The organism is Streptococcus sp. CL6.35 (assembly GCF_049737915.1).
Classification (GTDB): Bacteria; Bacillota; Bacilli; order Lactobacillales; family Streptococcaceae; genus Streptococcus.
Genome location: NZ_JBKOTU010000002.1, coordinates 105,580 through 124,120, shown reverse-complemented (window position 1 = coordinate 124,120; position 18,541 = coordinate 105,580). Strand labels below are relative to the sequence as shown.

The following is an 18,541-nucleotide window of genomic DNA, read 5'->3' as shown; positions in this document are numbered from 1 at the left end:
GATAGTGATGAACTGGAGAATTTCGCCCTTTGTAAAATAACTACCCGAGAATAATCAGGAGGTTGCCATGGCAATAGACGGAGTAAAGATTATAGACAGCGATGATGCTTACGATATTTATAACACCATAGTGGGAAGATATAAAAACGGCGAAAATATTGCTAAGATAATCGAAGATATTTTAAATGATGAAAATAATTTTTGTATAGATGATTTTTATACTGAGATTTATTGGACAGCCTTTGCCTACTCCTTGTGGAAGATTGGACATTTACCAGAAGACATAAAAAATAAAACTCTCAAAATCATCGAAAAAGGAGCGGATAAGTTCTGGCTTGAAATTGACATCAAAGCATTAAAACAAAGACAGAAAGCACTTGATAAACTAGCTATTCAGCTACAAAGTGTCAATCCGAAACCTCTTAAAGTTCCAAAGGCAAAAACAAAGAGGGAGCCGTACTTTAAGGTAGGAGATGTGCTTGTGGTTCAATTTGAAAATGAATACGGAGTCGGTTTTGTTTCAGATCTCGACCAAAGTCCGAGAAAAATAGAATATCACCTAGCCTTTACAAGGTTGCTACAAAAGAATAAGCCCACTATGACGGATTTTTTGAATAGCGAGATTGCTTGCAAGATGAATAATAGACAGTATGCTATTGATACTGACTGTTGGTTTAATCACAAGGATTTAGGGCTTTTACTAGATAAATTTGAGAAGATTGGTAAGGTCATATTAGAAGATTATGCTCTGTGGACTTTAGCACCTGCCTGCACCTTGGGTGATATCTATGAAGAAATCACAGCGACTAAGGGATCCCGAGGTCTTCGTTTTATGGAGACGTATAAATTGATAAAAGATTTGGAATAAATGAGGAAGATAAGGGTTTAGATGGGAAAGGAATCTGTTTCAAAGTATATCCTAGATTATACATCATGATTCTAGCTTATCTTTAAAATATAAATTTCTGTGAAATAGCTGTTGTTAGTTCCTTTAAACTTCTAGTTTTGGCTAGAAGTTTTTTATATATAAAAATTTTACACATTTCCCTTGACAGGGCTTTCTTTTAGATGTACAATGTATGTGTAGAAAAATTATATATAAAAATCTTACACATTAGAAAAGGAGGTTTCCCATGTACTTTCCAACATCCTCTGCCTTGATTGAATTTCTCATCTTGGCCGTACTGGAGCAGGATGATTCTTATGGTTATGAGATTAGCCAGACCATTAAGCTTATCGCTAACATCAAAGAATCTACGCTCTATCCCATTCTCAAAAAATTGGAAGGCAATAGCTTTCTGACAACCTATTCTAGAGAGTTCCAAGGTCGCATGCGCAAATACTACTCCTTGACAAATGGTGGTATAGAACAGCTCGTGACCCTGAAAGATGAATGGGCACTCTATACAGACACCATTAATGGCATCATAGAAGGGAGTATCCGCCATGACAAGAACTGAATACCTGACTCAGCTAGAACTCTATCTCAAAAAACTGCCTCAGGCTGACCAAATTGAAGCCATGGACTATTTCAGGGAACTCTTTGACGATGCTGGAGTCGAAGGAGAAGAAGAACTCATCGCTAGCTTGGGAACTCCCAAAGAAGCGGCCCACGAAGTTCTCTCCAATCTTCTCGATAAAAAAATCAATGAAGCACCCGCTCAAAAGAATAACCGACAAATTTTGCATATCGCCTTGTTAGCTCTCCTTGCAGCCCCCATCGGTATTCCTCTGGGAATCGCCATCCTCGTGTCCCTGTTCGCAATCCTTGTGGCAGCCTTGACTGTCATCTTGGCTTTCTTTGCGGTTTCCATACTTGGTATCATCGGCGGATTCCTATTTTTAGTTGAAAGTTTCACTGTCTTAGCCCAAGCTAAATCAGCCTTTATCTTGATTTTTGGTGCTGGTTTACTGGCTATCGGTGCTTCTTCACTAGTCTTACTAGGTATTTCCTATGTAGCTCGTTTCTTCGGTCTACTCATTGTTCGCCTGGTGCAATTTGTTCTCAAAAAAGGAAAGAGAGGTGACCAGCATGCGTAAATTGACAAGAGGATTTCTCATTTTTGGTGTGGTGACTACTATTATCGGATTTATCCTGCTCTTTGTAGGTATCCAATCTGACGGGATCAAGAGCCTACTTGCCATGTCCAAGGAGCCTGTCTATGATAGTCGGATGGAAGAGTTGACCTTTGGCAAGGAAGTCGAAAACCTAGAGATTACTCTCCATCAACACGCGCTCACCATCACAGACTCTTTCGATGATCAAATCCACATTTCTTATCATCCATCTCTTTCTGCTCACCATGATCTTATCACAAATCAGAACGATAAAACGCTGAGCCTCACTGATAAGAAACTGTCTGAAACTCCATTTCTCTCTTCTGGAATCGGCGGGATTCTCCATATCGCAAGTAGCTACTCTCGTCGTTTTGATGAAGTTATTCTCCAATTGCCAAAAGGAAGAAGTCTAAAAGGAATCAGCGTGTCAGCCAATCGTGGACAAACCAGTATCACTAATGCTAGTCTTGAAAATGCGACCATCAATACCAATAATGGCTATCTCCTCCGAATTGAAGGAAGTCGTATCAAAAACAGTAAACTCACAACCCCTAATATCATTAATATCTTTGATACAGACCTTACAGATAGTCAGCTAGAATCAACAGAAAATCACTTCCACGCTGAAAAAATCCAAGTACACGGTAAGGTGGAATTGGTGACGAAAACAGACCTAAACCTCCTACTTTCCGAAGAAGAAAAACAAAGAATCAACTTAGATCTTTCAACAAAACATGGTTCTATTATCCATTTTCTGAGAGAAGGAAGACATTCGTTTAAAAATAAAGAAAACAAAGATGAACATTTAAGCAATCCTTATAAAACAGAAAAAGCTGATGTGAAAGATCAACTCATAGCAAGGGCAGACCAGTATATCTATCTACTCAAAGCAGAGGAACACGAGTCTTCTTCTAGAAATCGTTGACAAAAGCGCTTACATCTGCTACTATAAAAGCATATTTATCTAACTAAAAAGGAGGTTCTACCATGAAACAAGAATGGTTTGAAAGTAATGATTTTGTAAAAGCAACAAGCAAGAACAAACCTGAAGAGCAAACTCAAGAGGTTGCAGACAAGGCTGAAGAAACGATAGCCAATCTCGATACACCAATTGAAAAAAATACTCAAGTAGAGGAGGACGTCTCTCAAGCTGAAGTCGAACTGGAAAGCCAGCAAGAAGAGACAATTGAAACGCCTGAAGACAGTGAAGCGAGAACAGAAATAGAAGAAAAGAAAGCATTAGATTCTACTGAAGAAGAGCAAGATTTTTCTAAAGAAACAGAAAAAGTCACTATAGCTGAAGAGAGTCAAGAAGCACTTCCTCAGCAAAAAACAACTACGAAAGAGCCACTTATTCTAAGTAAATCCTTAGAAAGTCCTTATATTCCCGACCAAGCTCCAAAATCTACGGATAAATGGAAAGAGCAAGTGCTTGATTTTTGGTCTTGGCTAGTGGAAGCTCTCAAATCTCCTACAAGCAGTCTTGAAACAAGTAGTAAGCATAGCTACACGGCCTTTATCTTGCTCATTCTGTTTTCTGCATCTTCCTTTTTCTTTAGTATCTACCACATCAAACATGCTTACTATGGACATATAGCAACTATGCATAATCACTTCCCTGAACAATTTGCTTCATTGAATCTCTTTTCGATTATCTCTATCCTAGTAGCAACAACACTCTTCTTCTTTTCATTCCTCTTGGGTAGTTTCGTCGTGAGACGATTTATCTACCAAGAAAAGGACTGGACGCTAGAAAAGGTTCTCCAACAATATAGTCAACTCTTGGCAATTCCAATCTTCCTCACTGCTATTGCTAGTTTCTTTGCCTTCTTTGATAGCCTACGATTTACAGCTCTCTTGTGTGTGATTAGCATTGGAATCATTCTACTTGCTAGCCTCCATATCATTACAAGACCAAGTCAAGCAAGTGAAACCGACTCCTTTTATCAGTTATTCTTGTCTGTCCTTGTGAACGGAGTGATTATCCTCCTCTTCTTTGTAGCTGAAGTGGCACTGATTGGAGATTATCTTCGTATCTTGGCCTTTCTTTAAACTTCATACTCTTCGAAAATCAAATTCAAACCACGTCAGCTTCGCCTTACCGTATGTATGGTTACTGACTTCGTCAGTTTCATCTACAACCTCAAAACAGTGTTTTGAGCAGCCTGCGGCTAGCTTCCTAGTTTGCTCTTTGATTTTCATTGAGTAGCAATCCTGTCTTCCATGGCAGGATTTTTCTATATCAAAAAAGCAAGTCGATTGACCTGCTTCTACTTTACTCTTCTTGTGCTAATGTTTTAAAATCTTCTCCCAGGATGGGTTGTACTTCTAATTGATTGGCATCTAGTTGGTGGTAAGATGCTGATGGTAATGACTCTAGGAATTTTGCATAGTCTAGGCGGGCAATGGCTTCATAGTCTTCTGGTTTAGAGCCATCTCCTGTAATTTGAACCAAGTCAATCTCCCACTGCACTTCCTTATCCACCAATTGCTCAATATAGGCAGCAGGAACAAATGGTTCTCTCGACAATACTGTCTTGACTCCTTGAGCCAGATGGTAAACACCGTGAACTTGTCCTTCTCCATCCTGATAGAAGGAAACTCTTGCAAAGTAAGCATCTGTCTCTTGAATCGCACGCACACGCGCTTCAAACTGAGCCAAGCCATCTTCCTCTAAAAAGCTTTTCAAATCCTCATGACTAAAGAAAACAGGATTAAAAATTCCTTGGCAAATCGTAAAATGCGCTGCAGTGTCTGCCAGATGGACTTGAATACTTGCTTGGAAATAAGCTTCAAAATCAAAACCATCTAGTTCTTCAATCTCAGTTCCTGTGTAAGCAAGCAGAGCATCTAAAAATGACTTGATGATCTCCCAGTCTGTCTTCGTGAGTAGCTCAGGAAGATCGACACGGTAAGCCTTTTGACCATCAGCATAACTGACCTTAAATAGAAATTGTGATTGCCCCACTATCGCACACTCTATATACTCGAGACGATTAAGAGGCTGACGGAGATAGACAGCATCATAGCTATGTGACTCCAAACCATCTAGCAAGGCCAAGACGGACTTGGCAGTCAAAATTTCCTGTTCTCCTAAAATGCTCTGTTTATTTGGAATAAAAAATGTTTTCGTCATAACTGTACTCCTTTGAAATCGTTTACATATAGTATACCTTATTTTTCTGAAAGATACAAAAACAAACTTTATACTCTTCGAAAATCAAATTCAAACCGCGTCAGCTTCGCCTTGCCGTACTCAAGTACAGCCTGCGGCTAGCTTCCTAGTTTGCTCTTTGATTTTCATTGAGTATTAATTTTTGAGTAAAAAGCATAGAAAAACAGCCCCTAAGGACTGTTTAATCTTATACAGTAGCTGCTTGATCCAAGCTTTCACCGATAGCGGCTAGACGCTCGACAACTTCAGCTTGTGTCAATTCATTTTCTGAAACATAGCGGTTACGTGGGTGAACACGGCACTCGTGTGAGCATCCACGAAGGTACTTGTCTTCATTTTCTTCTGATGTCAAGATACGACGGTTACAGAATGGATTTCCACAGTTGACATAACGTTCACATGGTGTTCCATCAAACCAGTCTTTTCCTACGATAGTTGGGTTGACATGGTTAACATCTACGGCAATACGCTCGTCAAAGACGTACATTTTTCCATCCCAAAGCTCACCTTGGACTTCTGGGTCTTTACCGTAAGTTGCGATTCCACCGTGCAATTGGCCGACATCTTTGTAACCTTCACGGACCATCCAGCCTGAGAATTTCTCACAGCGAACCCCACCTGTACAGTAAACCACGACACGCTTGTCCATGAATTTTTCCTTATTGTCACGGACCCATTGTGGCAACTCACGGAAGTTACGGATATCTGGGCGGATAGCCCCACGGAAATGTCCTAGGTCGTACTCATAATCGTTACGTGTGTCAAGGACAACGGTATCTTCGTCAAGAAGGGCTTCTTTGAACTCTTTTGGAGACAAGTAAGCACCTGTTGTTTCAAGTGGGTTGATGTCGTTGTCAAAGTCGTTGTCTTCCAAACCAAGGTGGACAATCTCTTTCTTGTAACGAACAAACATCTTCTTGAAGGCTTGTTCACTCTCTTCGTCAATCTTGAACCAGAGGTCTTCCATGCCTGGGAGGCTGTGAACGTAGTCCATGTATTTTTGAGTTGTTTCGTAATCACCTGAAACGGTTCCGTTAATTCCTTCGTCAGCGACTAGGATACGGCCTTTAAGGCCGATTGATTTACAGAAAGCCAAGTGGTCTGCAGCAAATTGCTCTGCATTTTCAATTGGAGTATAAAGGTAGTAAAGTAAGACACGAATATCTTTTGCCATAAGATTTGTTCTCTTTTCTATTCTTAAATTTTCAGAATTTTTCATCTAACTATACTAGTATACCTGCTTAAGAAAACGAATGCAATTTATTTGACTGAAAATTTATAGAAAGAGTCCTATCCCTGTACTTCATCAGTAGCCATAGCGAATAGCTGATAATTCTCTCAATTTTTTGATCTGATCGGCTTGATTTTCTGACAAACTCAGCTTGTTATCAATCAACACACGTGAGATGTCAACATTCATTTGACTCAAAATAAATGGGGTAGAGGTCCCATCGTCCTTTAATCGTCTTTTATAACTCACTAACTGATTTTTCAAGGGAGTCAGTTGAGGCGTATCCTTTATATCTTCCAATAGATGATTTATGATAGTCATGGCTTCACAACGTCTTTCACTGCCTCCAGCAAACCATTTTAATGGTGTCATACTTATTTTCCTCCTTAAGTTGAAAAGCTATCATTCCTAACTCTCGCGCCAGTATTTACCCAAACACCCTATGTAAAAAAGTCAGCAAAAATGGTAATGTTGCGAAAATATTATTAATCACATGCACCGCATAGGATGGATAAATGCTCTTGGTATAGCGGGTCAAACTAGCAAAGATGATGCCAGATGTTGCAAAGACGAAGATATCTAACAAACTAGGCAGGCTTGAAAAATGAGGAAGAGCAAATAAAATTGACGGAAGAAGCAAATCAAGGCCAAATCTCGAATGCTTAAAAAAGGCGTGTTGCAGTAATCCTCTATAGATTAGCTCTTCCATAAGTGGAGTCAGAAAGAACAAAGTTATATAGATACCTAGCTCAGCAAAGTTGGTCCCACTATAACCGATCAATACAGCCCAACCTTCAGCAGTTGACTGAACATGTTTAGCTGTCTGAACGTTAAAAGAGATCTGGAGCACTACCACTAATACTGTCAAAATCGAATACCAAAGCCATTTTTTTCTCGGAATGCGAAAAAGATAGCCGTGCCCTGTCTTAAACAGAATCCAAATCATGACTCCACTAAATAGCAAACTCAAAAGATTTTGAATCCAGACGAAATTGCCAATCTGGGAAGAAAATTGCCAATAATTTTGAACAATAAGCGTCAGATGAGAAAGACCAAATACGAAAAATAAGTAAGAGAAAACTGCACTTATTTTGAATAGAAGTTGATACTTTTTCATGTGAACCCTCCGTTGTAAACTTGGAACATCTCTAATATAAGCGATATTTTCCTAAATCCTTACTCCAAATCCTAAATGGTGCTTAAGATTTCCTGAATGGTTAAATAGTGATAAGAAAACACGGATATCTATGCTCTCGTTTCAAAAAATCACTGCCTCCCCCAGATAAGCCTGAGGAAAACAGTGATTCAATTTTTAGGAATTAGGAATGAATACACGAAATCAATTGATCTTATGATTTTTTGTTTTTCAAGAATTCATCGTATTGTTTTTGCATTTCGTTCAATACTTTATCGTAAGCACCTTCAGATTTCAATTTTTCCATCAATTCTGGAATAGCTTTGTCTGGGTCTACAGTACCAGTGTTGATAGCTGTATCGAATTGTTGCATTGTGTTAGAGATTGCTGAGATTTCAGATTTCACATTGTCAGTGTTAAAGATGAATCCAAGTGCTGGAGATTCTTTAGCTTCAGCCAACTGTTTCTTAGAATCTTCGATTTGTTGGTCTGTAACGTTTTCGTTGATGTAAAGGATCCAGTTGTTACCAGTGTTCCATCCACCCATGTGAGTGTTTCCTTTGTAGCCATCAAGGACTTTAACACGGTTTTCTTTACCTGGAATTTTTTCCCAGTTCTTGCCTTCTGGACCATAAACAAGACCATTCAAGAGTTCTGGGTTAGTGTTCAAGAGGTTCAACACTTCCATTGATTTTTCTTTGTTCTTAGAGTTGTTTGAGATAACAAAGTTAGCAACTTGTGTTGTTTGGTTTTTCTTGATGAAGTTAGTGATTGGTTTGATTTGGATATCTTTGTTCGCAACACGTGAAAGCAAGCTGTTACCGTAGTCAGCTGGTCCTACTGTTTCTTCACGAACGAACCAAGTATCTTGTTGAAGGTCAAATGAAGTATCGCTTGTTGCTACGTCTTTTGGAATGTATCCAGCTTCATAGAATTTGTGAAGAGTCTTCAAGTGTTCTTTAAAGCGAGGCACTTCGTAACGGTTTACGATCTTAGTAGTGTCCCCTTCAAGGTCGATAACGAATGGAAGTCCGTTTGGAACTGGGTAGTCAAAGTTATCAGATGGGATGAAGTTCTTAGTAACCGCAAATGGCACTACATCTGGAGCTTTTTCTTTGATTTGTTTCAAGACTGGTTCAAGTGTTTCATATGAAGTGACACCTGAAATATCGATACCGTATTTAGCAAGAAGAGTTCCGTTGAAAGCGAAGTTTTGAGATGATGCAACGTTGGCTGCAACTGGAACTGCGTAAATTTTACCGTTAATGCTGTTACCTTTGATGTAAGCTGGGTCAAGTGCTTTATAAAGCTCTGCCCCTTCTTTCTTATACAAGTCAGTCAAGTCAGCATAGGCACCTTTTTGAGCATTTACAACATAGTTAGATGCAAAGGCGATATCGTAGTTTTCACCAGATGATGTGATAACTGACATTTTCTTATCATAGTCACCCCATCCAAGATATTGGATATCCAATTTAGCACCAACTTTTTCACCGATGATTTTGTTAGCATTTTCTAGCAATTCATCTAAGTTATCTGGTTTGTCACCGATTTGGTACATTTTGATAACAGTTTTTTCACCTGAAGCTGAGTCAGCAGCTTTTTTACTGTTACCTGAAAGGTTTCCACAAGCAGCGAGACCAGCAGCCAAAGCGACTACGCTAGCAGATGCAAAAGCATATTTTTTCCAGTTTTTCATGACAAAAACTCCTTTTTTTATTTTTAAACTTATAAACAATATAATGATCTTAACTTCACGCAAGGGAAGTTTGGAAATGAGAAATGATTTTTCTCGACAATCGCTATTCTTTCACACCACCGATAGTCAAACCTTTTACAAAGTAGCGTTGGAAGAATGGATACAGAATCGCGATTGGAAGGGTTGCGACCACAACCATGGCCATACGACCTGTTTCTTTTGGAAGAGCAACTCCCAGTTGACCAGATAGACCGACTGCTTTGGCGATGTAATCCATATTTTGCTGGATTTGCATGAGCAAATATTGCAATGGATACAAGTTGTCACTCTTGATGTAAAGAAGGGCGTTGAACCAGTCATTCCAGAAACCAAGAGCTGTCAAAAGCGTGATGGTTGCGATACCTGGTAATGACAATGGCAAACAGATTTGGAAGAAAATCCGGGCCTCACTAGCACCATCGATACGAGCGGATTCTAGAATGGCTTCTGGAATGGTCTTCTTGAAGAAGGAACGCATCAAGATGATGTTAAATGGTGAGAGAAGCATTGGAACAATCAAGGCCCAAACTGTATCACCAAGTTGAAGTAAACGAGTTACCACGATATAGCCCGGTACCAAACCCGCGTTAAACAACATACTAAGAAGGGCAAAAATCGTAAAGAATCTGCGATACTTAAAGGTTGTCCGTGAAATAGCGTAGGCATAAGTTGTTGTGATAAAAACGTTTGTGATAGTCCCCACCACTGTTACAAAGACTGAGATGAAGAGGGCTTGGAGAATTTTATCCTTAAATTGTGCCAAGAACTCAAAACCGTCTAAGCCAAATTGAGATGGGAAGAAGCTATATCCATTTTGGAGGATACTCTTTTCATCTGTCACAGAGATAACAATAACGAATACAAAGGGTAGGATACAAGAGAGGGCAACCAAACCAGAAATGGTACTAAAGAAGATATCTGCTTTCTTACTGAAGGAGTGAATGCCGACATTATCAATTTTTTCTTTTTTAATTTTCTTTTCTGCCATATTCTCCTCCTTTCTAGAACAAGGCTGAGTTTGGATCAACTCGTCTTGCAAGTAAGTTTGATAGGATAACAAGAATCAAGCCGACAACTGATTGGTAGAGACCTGCTGCTGAAGCCATCCCGATATCCGCTGTCTGAGTCAAACCGTTATAAACATATACATCCAAGACGTTGGTTACGTTATAAAGCTGACCAGCATTGTGGGGGATTTGGTAGAAGAGACCAAAGTCTGCACGGAAGATGTTTCCGACTGCAAGGATGGTCAATACAGTTACCAATGGTGTCAACTGCGGAATGGTTACATTGCGAATTCGTTGCCATTTGCTAGCCCCGTCCACTGTTGCTGCTTCGTAGTAGGTTGGATCAATTCCCATGATTGTTGCATAGTACATGACACTGCTATATCCAAAGCCTTTCCAAATACCTAGGAAAAGTAGGAGATATGGCCAGATACCCAAATCAGCGTAGAAATTGATTTCCTTCATTCCAATAGATTCTAGGAAATGGTTGAACACCCCTTTATCAATGTTTAGGAAGGCATCTGTAAAGAAACTGATGATAACCCAAGACAAGAAGTAAGGGAACAACATAGAAGTTTGGAAGATCTTAACCATTCTCTTAGAACGGAGTTCACTTAAGATGATGGCAATCCCTACTGATACAATCAAACCGATAAAGATAAAGCCTAGATTGTAGAGGACAGTATTTCGTGTGATAATAAAGGCGTCTTTTGAACTAAACAAGAATCTGAAATTATCGAGTCCGACCCATTTACTATTCACGATACTATCTATAAATCCATTACTGGTCATGTGGTAGTCTTTAAAGGCAACCACGTTCCCAAATACTGGAATGTAGAAGAATAGAATCAACCAGAGTGCCCCTGGCAAAACCATCAAGAGAAAGATCCAGTTGTCTCTCAAGGTTTTTGAAAACTTATTCATAATTTCCTCCCTTTTTTATTTTGATATCCATCTAAAAATTCCTTTTTAGACTTTTGATAACGATTACATTATTAGTATACTCCTATTTGAAGGTTAGGTTAAACTACTAATTATAGAAAAAACTCCACAAATTATTTTATGTGGAGTACTTTTTTAAGAAAGGGATGTTTCACGAGAAACACTCTGCCCAATGCAAGGTGTTCTTGTTTTTTAGGTCGTATAAATGGTTGAAGCTGTCGCAATAGTATGCCACTGGTTGGCTGTTGTGGCAGCGAAGTCCTTGTCTGCGTAGAAGTCTGTAAATGGTAAGATTGCCACTTCTAACTCATCGATGCGGTCCAGCTGACCTGCCAGATAAGCCTCGATGCGACTTTCTGCGCGCTTGATGCGTTGCAAGAGTCCGCCCATACGGATGTCAACTGTATCCAAGCCAAAGACCTTGTTTTCCTTCAGCCATTGGTTGCTAAAGAGAGCATGGAAGTCTTCAATTTGGCTTCTAAGTTTTGGTAACTCTTGTCTTGCGATTTCTTGCATACTTTCTTTATCGTTTGTTTGGTAGGCCTGACGGATGCGTCTTCCCACATCGACTTTGCTACTTAAAATCTGGTTCAACTGGGCCTGAGTTTCAAAGAGGTAGGCATAGTTGCCAGCTTTTTCTTTAATGTCAGCAAGAATCTCAGCTGCCTGAGCGAAGTGGGGCTTGTCCTGTTCAGGTGTCATGTGTCGGTCAAGAATCGGACAGAGAACATCCTGATAAAAGACATAGCGGTTAGGATTGATCCCGCTGAGATTACCTGGTAGGTCTGGCAAGAGATTAGCTAGGTCAATCTGCATAAAGTCCTCAACCGATAGACCTGTATTGGTCTGGAAATGAGCAGACAAACGGTCTAGGTTATTGCGGTAGCTGAGTTCTGCCCAGATTTGCAAGCTTGGTAGGATAGAAAACTGGGCAGTTTCACCACCATTGTCCCCCCAACCCGTCACGATGACTTCTTTGATATCATTGGCACGGCAGGCTTTATTAGCTTCGACTGCGATGAGACGGCTGAAATGGTTATTGGGTGTGAAACCAATCCACTTCCAAGCACCTCCTGCAAAGGCGATATCTTGGCTAATCTTGTGGTGATTACGGAAGTTGCGATTGTATTTTTCCTCGCTATCCTGATAATAGTCCCAGTAAACCAAAGTCACACGGTCTTTGAGACGGTCTAGGTAGACACGAGTTTCTTCTGGAATTTCCACATCACGGTCGTACTGGCCATCTGCTGACATAAGTTTAAAGAACATATCGCTCCACATCTGGCAGTGGAAACCATACTTGTCAGCAATATCCAGCACGCGCTCCAAGTGTTGGCACATGAGGAGACTACGATCCACAACACCGTTCAGAATCAAGTAGCGTCCCAAGCCAACCAAGTGGGCTTCGTCCATCCCGATATTGACCTTGCGTGTCTGCAGCTTAGACAGAGTGGCAAACATGCCATCAATCAGGTTATAAACCTTTTCTTCGCCAATGAGAAGAATATCCTCCACATCACGGAGTTCTTGCACTTCCTTGACACCCCATTTGACGAAGGCTGACAAGTGGGCCAAGGTCTGGATGCAAGGCACAAAGGTCATGTCAAACTGCTGGGCATAGGCTTCAATTTCCTGCAACTCCTCAGCGGAGTAGGCTCCACGGAAATAGCCAAAGTAAGGCTGCCCTTCAATTTGGTAGGTGTCTTCCATGTAGAGCTCAAAGGTTGAGTAGCCCATGAGAGCCAAGACCTCAATCATCTGCTTGGCAGCAGCCACATTCAGCACCGCATTGCGCGAACAGTCAGCCATGTAGGCTAAATCTTCATAAGCCGCCTTCTCTTCAATCTCTACTTTATCACCTTCTACTAGAGCTGTTGCCAACAAGGACAAGGCACGATAAAGTTGGTGGGGTTTGCGGTAGGTCAATTGATAGTGGCCACCCTCACCCTTGATAGAGATAGAAGCTTGGTCAGATTGAGCGATAGCTACCTCTACCTCTGGTAGCGGAATGTGCTTTATCAGCAAGTCAATTGCCTGAGTTTGTTTGGAACTAAGTCCTGTAAATCTTACCATTGATTTTCCTCCTGTAGCCAGTTGACAAGGGCTCCGTAGAGATTGGCATCTGCATGATAGGTGCAAGCTTGGATAACTGGTGCGACCGTGTATTCTTCGTAGGTATCGACAAAGTTATCAACAGCCTTCTTGACACCTTGAATAAAATCTGGATTTTGACTGATAGAGCCTCCCAGACTGATGACATCTGGGTCGATGAGATATTGGATATTGAGCAAGCCTTGCGCCAGATTGCGGTTCATGCGCTCAATGGCTTCTTGACAAAGGGCATTTCCTGCTTCGGCCTCTTGGTAAATCTTGCGACCGTCCCAATCAGTCTGACCAGATTTTTCAATCACGTAGCGTACCATATTCCCAGTTGACGCTAGTTGCGACCAGTTGTTGAGCTTTTCAGCAGGGGCAAGGGTGGTCATGTAGCCAAATTCTCCACCCAGGCCGTGGCGACCTCGATGAAGTCTACCATTGATAATCATGGCTCCGCCAATCCCTGTCCCAATCACGACACAGGCTGCATTTTCAATCTCTGGATGTGCTAGTAATTCACTGAGTCCAACACAGTTGGCATCATTTTCTAGATGGACAGGTAGCTGATGATGAGCAAGCGCCTCATACCAAGAAAATCCGTGGATGTAGGGCACGGCACTGAAACCATCAATCACACCTGTTTCTTGATTGACCGCGCCTGGAACGCTCAAAGCAATCCCACTGTAATCCTGCTCTGACAAGCGCTGGTCTAACCAAGCTAGTAAATCCTCCAAACTTTCAGGCGTTGGAATGCTTGTCTTATTCAGTATTTTCCCATCAGGAGTCAGACTGGCAAACTTAATCCCAGTCCCTCCGATATCAATCGTTGCAATGGTCATTGTTTTTACCATAAAAGGGGCGAATCAGCAGTTAGTTCTTACTTTTTCGCCCCTCCTTTCTCTTTATGTTTACTTTTTGAAATTAAATTTCTTCTTTTTTGATAAATTCTGTACGAATCTCTTGTGGTGAAATGAGGCCTCTATGAACGGGGTATGGTCGTTCAAGTAGGTCAAGGAAGAGATGTTGACTTTCCGGTACACGCACATTTTCACTACACATATTGTAGTAACGAAGCACATAGCCTTCTCCATTTTCAGCTACCTTAAAGGCTGTTGGACAGATTTGCGGTATGCTGAGAACAAAATGGTTCAAGAGGCTACCAGTCGCAGCCACGCTTCCTTCTTGTTTAGCAATCTGAAGGCTAGTAAATGGTGTCTGCAAGGCTTTAGCACGACGATAGGCTGAGAAGCGTTCTTGAGCTTGGTGGCATTCAAGCGCAAACTCGACTTCAAACTCACGCAAGCATTGAGCTTCTGGTGTTGGGAAGTAACCCCAGTCACCTAGCTCACCTGATGCACGCAAAATAGTCACTGCAATAGTGTCGTCTCCAAGGATTTCGTATTCATTCAATCCCTTATTGGCTACCGTCACTCCTTTTTCATCGTCATACAGACTAACAAAGGCTTGTTGGTGTTGAGGATTTTCAGGATTTTCCCATGAAGCTGCTGGTTTGTTTGGTCGTGTCACCACCTCATAGATGCTTTCAGAATCATTGCTTGGACGCGTGTTATGAGTCTTGACCAAGAGACGGATACGGTGGTCTTTGGCAGTGTTAGTAAAGCGAGTCTTGCAACGGATTTGTGGGTTGTCAACAAAGACAGTCAACTCAGTTTCCAGAGGAATGCTTGTCAATTCTTCTGAACGTCCCGCCTCACGCTTCATAAACTCGATGATACCTTTTTGCTCTTCTTCTAGCTTTTCATCGGCACTGACAGGCACGGTCAATTCATGTTTGAGCAAAATCTTAGCGTAGCGAGCTGTGTTTTCCAAGACCTCGTAGCCCTTAAGCTCTGCATAGATTGGCTCTGTTCCTTTTGGTTGGAAATAGATATACTCGTTTCCGATGTCACCACGGTCTTCAAAGCGGATAAAATCTTCATAGGCTTCGTGAGTTGTCTTATCATAAACTGTGATATTGTCATCCACACTCACCGTTACAAATGGTGTATCAATCACTCCGTTTTGGTAAATACCCTCACGGTGTGCTTGCTCTCCTTCCAGCAATTGGAAGGTTGTCCAAGAAAGCGGTGCTAGGTGAACTGGAATGGTCACGCGCACTTGTCGAGCAATACGAGCTTGGCGGAACTTGTCTTTTGGTAAATCGTACTCAAAATTAGCTCCGAGGTCTTCGATTTTAGCCTCTACAGGACGACCATCCAAATCCTCCACACGGTAACTTGGCAAGGTAAGATCAGCCATCTTCTTATAACCTTCTGTTGGGTGCAATTCCTTAAAATCACAAGTCGCAACATCAATCACTGTGCTGACAGTATCGACCTTATCATGCAAGCCTGTGTTAATGACAGTAAAGAGATAGTCACTTTGAGCCTTAGCTGTAGCGATTTTACCCTTCCACTCGTTAAGAAGATTGCTCTTAACAAAGTTTCCGACTTGGTTTACCTTGGCAAAACGAGTTTCCATTTCGCGGTGAACCTCGTCCACGCTACAGCCACAGATGCTATCATGTGGCGCATTCTGCAAAAGTGTTTTCCAAGCATAGGTCAACTGATCCTTGTGGTTGTGGCCCCCAGTGATAATCGTCAAGGGTTCTACAACTTGCTCTAGAAGGTTGCTATTTTCTTGGAAGGCTTGTTTGAGATAAATACGAGATGAAGAAGTGTTGGCAAGTGTGTACCAGCCATCTGTTTCCTGACTGGTCAACTCACCTGTAACCGTTGATAACTGCTCTGGTAGAGCACTTTCCACAGCTTGAACATATTCATCAAAAGAACTATGAACAAAGGTTACATCTGGGAAGAGTTCATTTGCCACACGAATGGCTTCGCTCAGATTTTTCTGTACAGGCTGGTGGTCACATCCGTTCATCATCAACCATTGGTTGGTCGAAGCGTAATCACGCACATCTGACAATTTTTGTTTCCAGAAGGTCAAGGCCTCGTCTTTATCAACTGGAATTTCATTCCCATTACTGTACCAGTTGGCAAAGAGAATCCCGAGGACACGACTTCCGTCCGCACCCTGCCAGTACATTTCTGAAAACTGGGAAGTAAACTGCTCATCTTCGAGAACTTGGTTGTCAAATCCAATCGGCTTCACACCACGACCAAAGGCTGCCACGTGAATGCCTGATTTTTGAAGAATTTGAGGCGCTTGTCCCATATTTCCAAAGGTATCTGGGAAGTAACCAATCTGAGTAGATTTGCCCCATTTTGCAGCCTCCTGCTGACCGATAAGAGTGTTGCGGACATTGGCTTCACTTGAAATCAAGTAGTCATCTTGCAAGATGTAAAAAGGACCAATTTTAAGTTTGCCTTCGTCGATGTATCGTTGGACTTTGTCGCGATTTTCAGGGCGAATCTCCAAGTAGTCATCAAGGACAATAGTTTGTCCATCCAAGTGGAAGCTCTTGAACTCAGGGTCATTTTCAAAGAGATCAAAGAGATTGTCAAATAATTCCACCAACTGCATACGGTGGCTTTCAAAAGGCAAGTACCACTCACGGTCCCAGTGACTATGTGAGATAATATGTACGACAACATTTTCCATGAAGTAAAACCTCATTCTAAATTTAAATTTTTATTGTTAACGTTTTAAATGTAAATTTGTGATTCTTTCCAAAAATCAGTTGCGCTAAAGCGTGTTCCTTAGCGGATATCCAAGTAATCCAAGACCAATTCACAGAACATCATGTTGGCCCAAGAGAACCATTCACGAGAATAAAGAGTTGGGTCATCCACGTGGAAGCTTTCGTGCATAACACCTGTACCACCATCGCAAGCAACCAGCTGGTCCAGCAAGAATTTTTTCTCTGCCTTATCTCTTGTTGTCAAACCTTGGATAGAAAGGGCAATGGGCCAGATATAGCGATAGAAGGTGTGAGAACTTCCGAGACCGCTAGCGTATTCTCCTTGGTAGAAGTATGGATTTTCAGGGCTCAGAATGGTACGACGAGTTGCTTGATACACTTCATCGTTGACATCGCAGTAGCCCAGATAAGGCGCAGCCAACAAACTTGGAACGTTTGGATCATCCATGATGCTGGCATTTCCTAGACCATCCACTTCAAAGGCATAAATCTTTTCGCCCTTGCTGTTGGTGGTGTAAGCATAGTTTTCGATACCTTCTTGGATCTCTTCTTGCAGACGTTTAGCGTCTGCGATGACACTCTCGCTATCAGCTAGATTCAATTCTGTAAAGATTTCTTGCACATAACCCAAGACTACTGCTGCAAACATATTTGACGGAATCAAGTAACTATACTGACAGCAATCATCACTCGGACGAAAGGCTGACCAAGTCATACCTGTCACTGCAAAATCAGGTCCAAAGCCATCATTTACCAAGGTGTCTTCCTTGCGGTCCGTATCTCGGACAAAACGATAAGGAGAGTTCTTGTGGTCTTGTTCCACCGTCCACAGATGGAGGATTTCCTTGGTCGCTGCGACAAAAGTCTCATCAAACTGACTAGTCTCGCCAGTCTCTTTCCAGAGGAGATAAGCCAACTGCAAAGGATAGCAAAGCGAGTCCACCTCGTACTTGCGTTCCCAAATCCAGCCATTAAGGTCTGTATGGTCGGTCTCGTGGTGCCCCTTCCAGTTTTCCTCAATGTTGAAGGAATTGGCATAAGGATCCTTGAGTACCAAGGTCATCTGACGTTTGACCAAACCTGCAATGGTCTGACGCAGGAGGGCATCTCTTTTAGCCACATGAAGGTAGGGTCTGAGTTGAGCTGTCGAATCTCGAAGCCACATAGCAGGAATATCTCCTGTGAGCACAAAGGTTGAACCATCTTCTAGGATTTCAACCGTATTGTCCAAGGTGTCTGTGTAACAACGCTCGAAAACATCCACCCACTCTGGATGGTCCTTAGCTCGCTCTGCCACTTCATCTAGCCATTCTCTAACAATTTCTTTTGAATAAATCATCGTGCAGTATCCTCTTTCAAACAAGTTTCATTTTCAGTATATAGCTTTTGAGACAGAAAATACATACACAAATGATAGTCATTTTTCTACATAATAAAAGAATTATTATTTTAGGTTTCCTTAGGGCTTCCTGACCCTTATATCACGCGCTTTTTAACAAAAAATACTAACATTACTTTTTAATACTTGCTCCCCCAAAGTACGCAAAAAGG

General features: G+C 41.5%; 16 protein-coding genes. 5 read left to right on the top strand and 11 right to left on the bottom strand.

Going from position 1 to position 18,541, the window contains the following annotated elements; genetic code table 11:
* The first annotated feature begins 67 nt into the window (after positions 1 to 67).
* The 5 genes from ACLNCP_RS03205 to ACLNCP_RS03185 all read left to right on the top strand — a co-directional run bounded on the left by ACLNCP_RS03205 (position 68) and on the right by ACLNCP_RS03185 (position 4,110).
* Positions 68 to 868, top strand: a complete 801-nt coding sequence (locus tag ACLNCP_RS03205; protein ID WP_045612432.1) for a hypothetical protein — start codon at positions 68 to 70, stop codon at positions 866 to 868.
* A 265-nt stretch (positions 869 to 1,133) separates the two neighbouring features.
* On the top strand, positions 1,134 to 1,460 hold the full coding sequence (locus tag ACLNCP_RS03200) for a PadR family transcriptional regulator (RefSeq protein ID WP_000273858.1): 327 nt from the start codon (positions 1,134 to 1,136) through the stop codon (positions 1,458 to 1,460).
* Positions 1,447 to 2,040: a DUF1700 domain-containing protein gene (locus ACLNCP_RS03195; RefSeq protein ID WP_024057314.1), complete on the top strand. Its 594-nt coding sequence runs from the start codon at positions 1,447 to 1,449 to the stop codon at positions 2,038 to 2,040. The genes ACLNCP_RS03200 and ACLNCP_RS03195 overlap by 14 nt, the downstream gene beginning before the upstream one ends.
* Complete coding sequence (locus ACLNCP_RS03190) at positions 2,033 to 2,983, top strand: DUF4097 family beta strand repeat-containing protein (RefSeq protein ID WP_424844020.1); 951 nt, start codon at positions 2,033 to 2,035, stop codon at positions 2,981 to 2,983. Before ACLNCP_RS03195 ends, ACLNCP_RS03190 begins: the two co-directional genes overlap by 8 nt.
* Positions 2,984 to 3,045: 62 nt before the next feature.
* On the top strand, positions 3,046 to 4,110 hold the full coding sequence (locus ACLNCP_RS03185) for a DUF6574 domain-containing protein (RefSeq protein ID WP_424844019.1): 1,065 nt from the start codon (positions 3,046 to 3,048) through the stop codon (positions 4,108 to 4,110).
* A 223-nt stretch (positions 4,111 to 4,333) separates the two neighbouring features.
* Here the strand turns inward: ACLNCP_RS03185 and ACLNCP_RS03180 are convergent, their stop codons facing one another.
* The 11 genes from ACLNCP_RS03180 to ACLNCP_RS03130 form a co-directional block, all read right to left on the bottom strand.
* Positions 4,334 to 5,194 carry a DUF4299 family protein gene (locus tag ACLNCP_RS03180; RefSeq protein WP_045612437.1) on the bottom strand — a complete coding sequence of 287 codons (861 nt, stop codon included), beginning with the start codon at positions 5,192 to 5,194 and terminating at the stop codon, positions 4,334 to 4,336.
* A gap of 226 nt (positions 5,195 to 5,420) precedes the next feature.
* Entirely contained in the window at positions 5,421 to 6,407 is a 987-nt protein-coding gene (trhO, locus tag ACLNCP_RS03175; protein ID WP_001030024.1) for an oxygen-dependent tRNA uridine(34) hydroxylase TrhO, read from the bottom strand.
* A gap of 132 nt (positions 6,408 to 6,539) precedes the next feature.
* Positions 6,540 to 6,836, bottom strand: a complete 297-nt coding sequence (locus tag ACLNCP_RS03170; protein WP_261009217.1) for a bacteriocin immunity protein — start codon at positions 6,834 to 6,836, stop codon at positions 6,540 to 6,542.
* Positions 6,837 to 6,891: 55 nt separating this feature from the next.
* Positions 6,892 to 7,581: a CPBP family intramembrane glutamic endopeptidase gene (locus ACLNCP_RS03165; RefSeq protein ID WP_049543195.1), complete on the bottom strand. Its 690-nt coding sequence runs from the start codon at positions 7,579 to 7,581 to the stop codon at positions 6,892 to 6,894.
* A gap of 232 nt (positions 7,582 to 7,813) precedes the next feature.
* Positions 7,814 to 9,298: an ABC transporter substrate-binding protein gene (locus tag ACLNCP_RS03160; protein ID WP_000800391.1), complete on the bottom strand. Its 1,485-nt coding sequence runs from the start codon at positions 9,296 to 9,298 to the stop codon at positions 7,814 to 7,816.
* A 103-nt stretch (positions 9,299 to 9,401) separates the two neighbouring features.
* On the bottom strand, positions 9,402 to 10,325 hold the full coding sequence (locus tag ACLNCP_RS03155; RefSeq protein WP_000818353.1) for a carbohydrate ABC transporter permease: 924 nt from the start codon (positions 10,323 to 10,325) through the stop codon (positions 9,402 to 9,404).
* 13 nt (positions 10,326 to 10,338) lie between these two features.
* On the bottom strand, positions 10,339 to 11,268 hold the full coding sequence (locus tag ACLNCP_RS03150) for an ABC transporter permease (protein WP_001032152.1): 930 nt from the start codon (positions 11,266 to 11,268) through the stop codon (positions 10,339 to 10,341).
* 210 nt (positions 11,269 to 11,478) lie between these two features.
* Positions 11,479 to 13,359, bottom strand: a complete 1,881-nt coding sequence (locus tag ACLNCP_RS03145; protein ID WP_424844018.1) for a beta-N-acetylhexosaminidase — start codon at positions 13,357 to 13,359, stop codon at positions 11,479 to 11,481.
* Complete coding sequence (locus ACLNCP_RS03140) at positions 13,353 to 14,222, bottom strand: ROK family protein (RefSeq protein WP_045612445.1); 870 nt, start codon at positions 14,220 to 14,222, stop codon at positions 13,353 to 13,355. The genes ACLNCP_RS03145 and ACLNCP_RS03140 overlap by 7 nt, the downstream gene beginning before the upstream one ends.
* A gap of 82 nt (positions 14,223 to 14,304) precedes the next feature.
* Positions 14,305 to 16,950, bottom strand: a complete 2,646-nt coding sequence (locus tag ACLNCP_RS03135; protein ID WP_261029064.1) for an alpha-mannosidase — start codon at positions 16,948 to 16,950, stop codon at positions 14,305 to 14,307.
* A gap of 98 nt (positions 16,951 to 17,048) precedes the next feature.
* On the bottom strand, positions 17,049 to 18,329 hold the full coding sequence (locus ACLNCP_RS03130) for a glycoside hydrolase family 125 protein (RefSeq protein WP_049543199.1): 1,281 nt from the start codon (positions 18,327 to 18,329) through the stop codon (positions 17,049 to 17,051).
* Between the last annotated feature and the right edge of the window lie 212 nt (positions 18,330 to 18,541).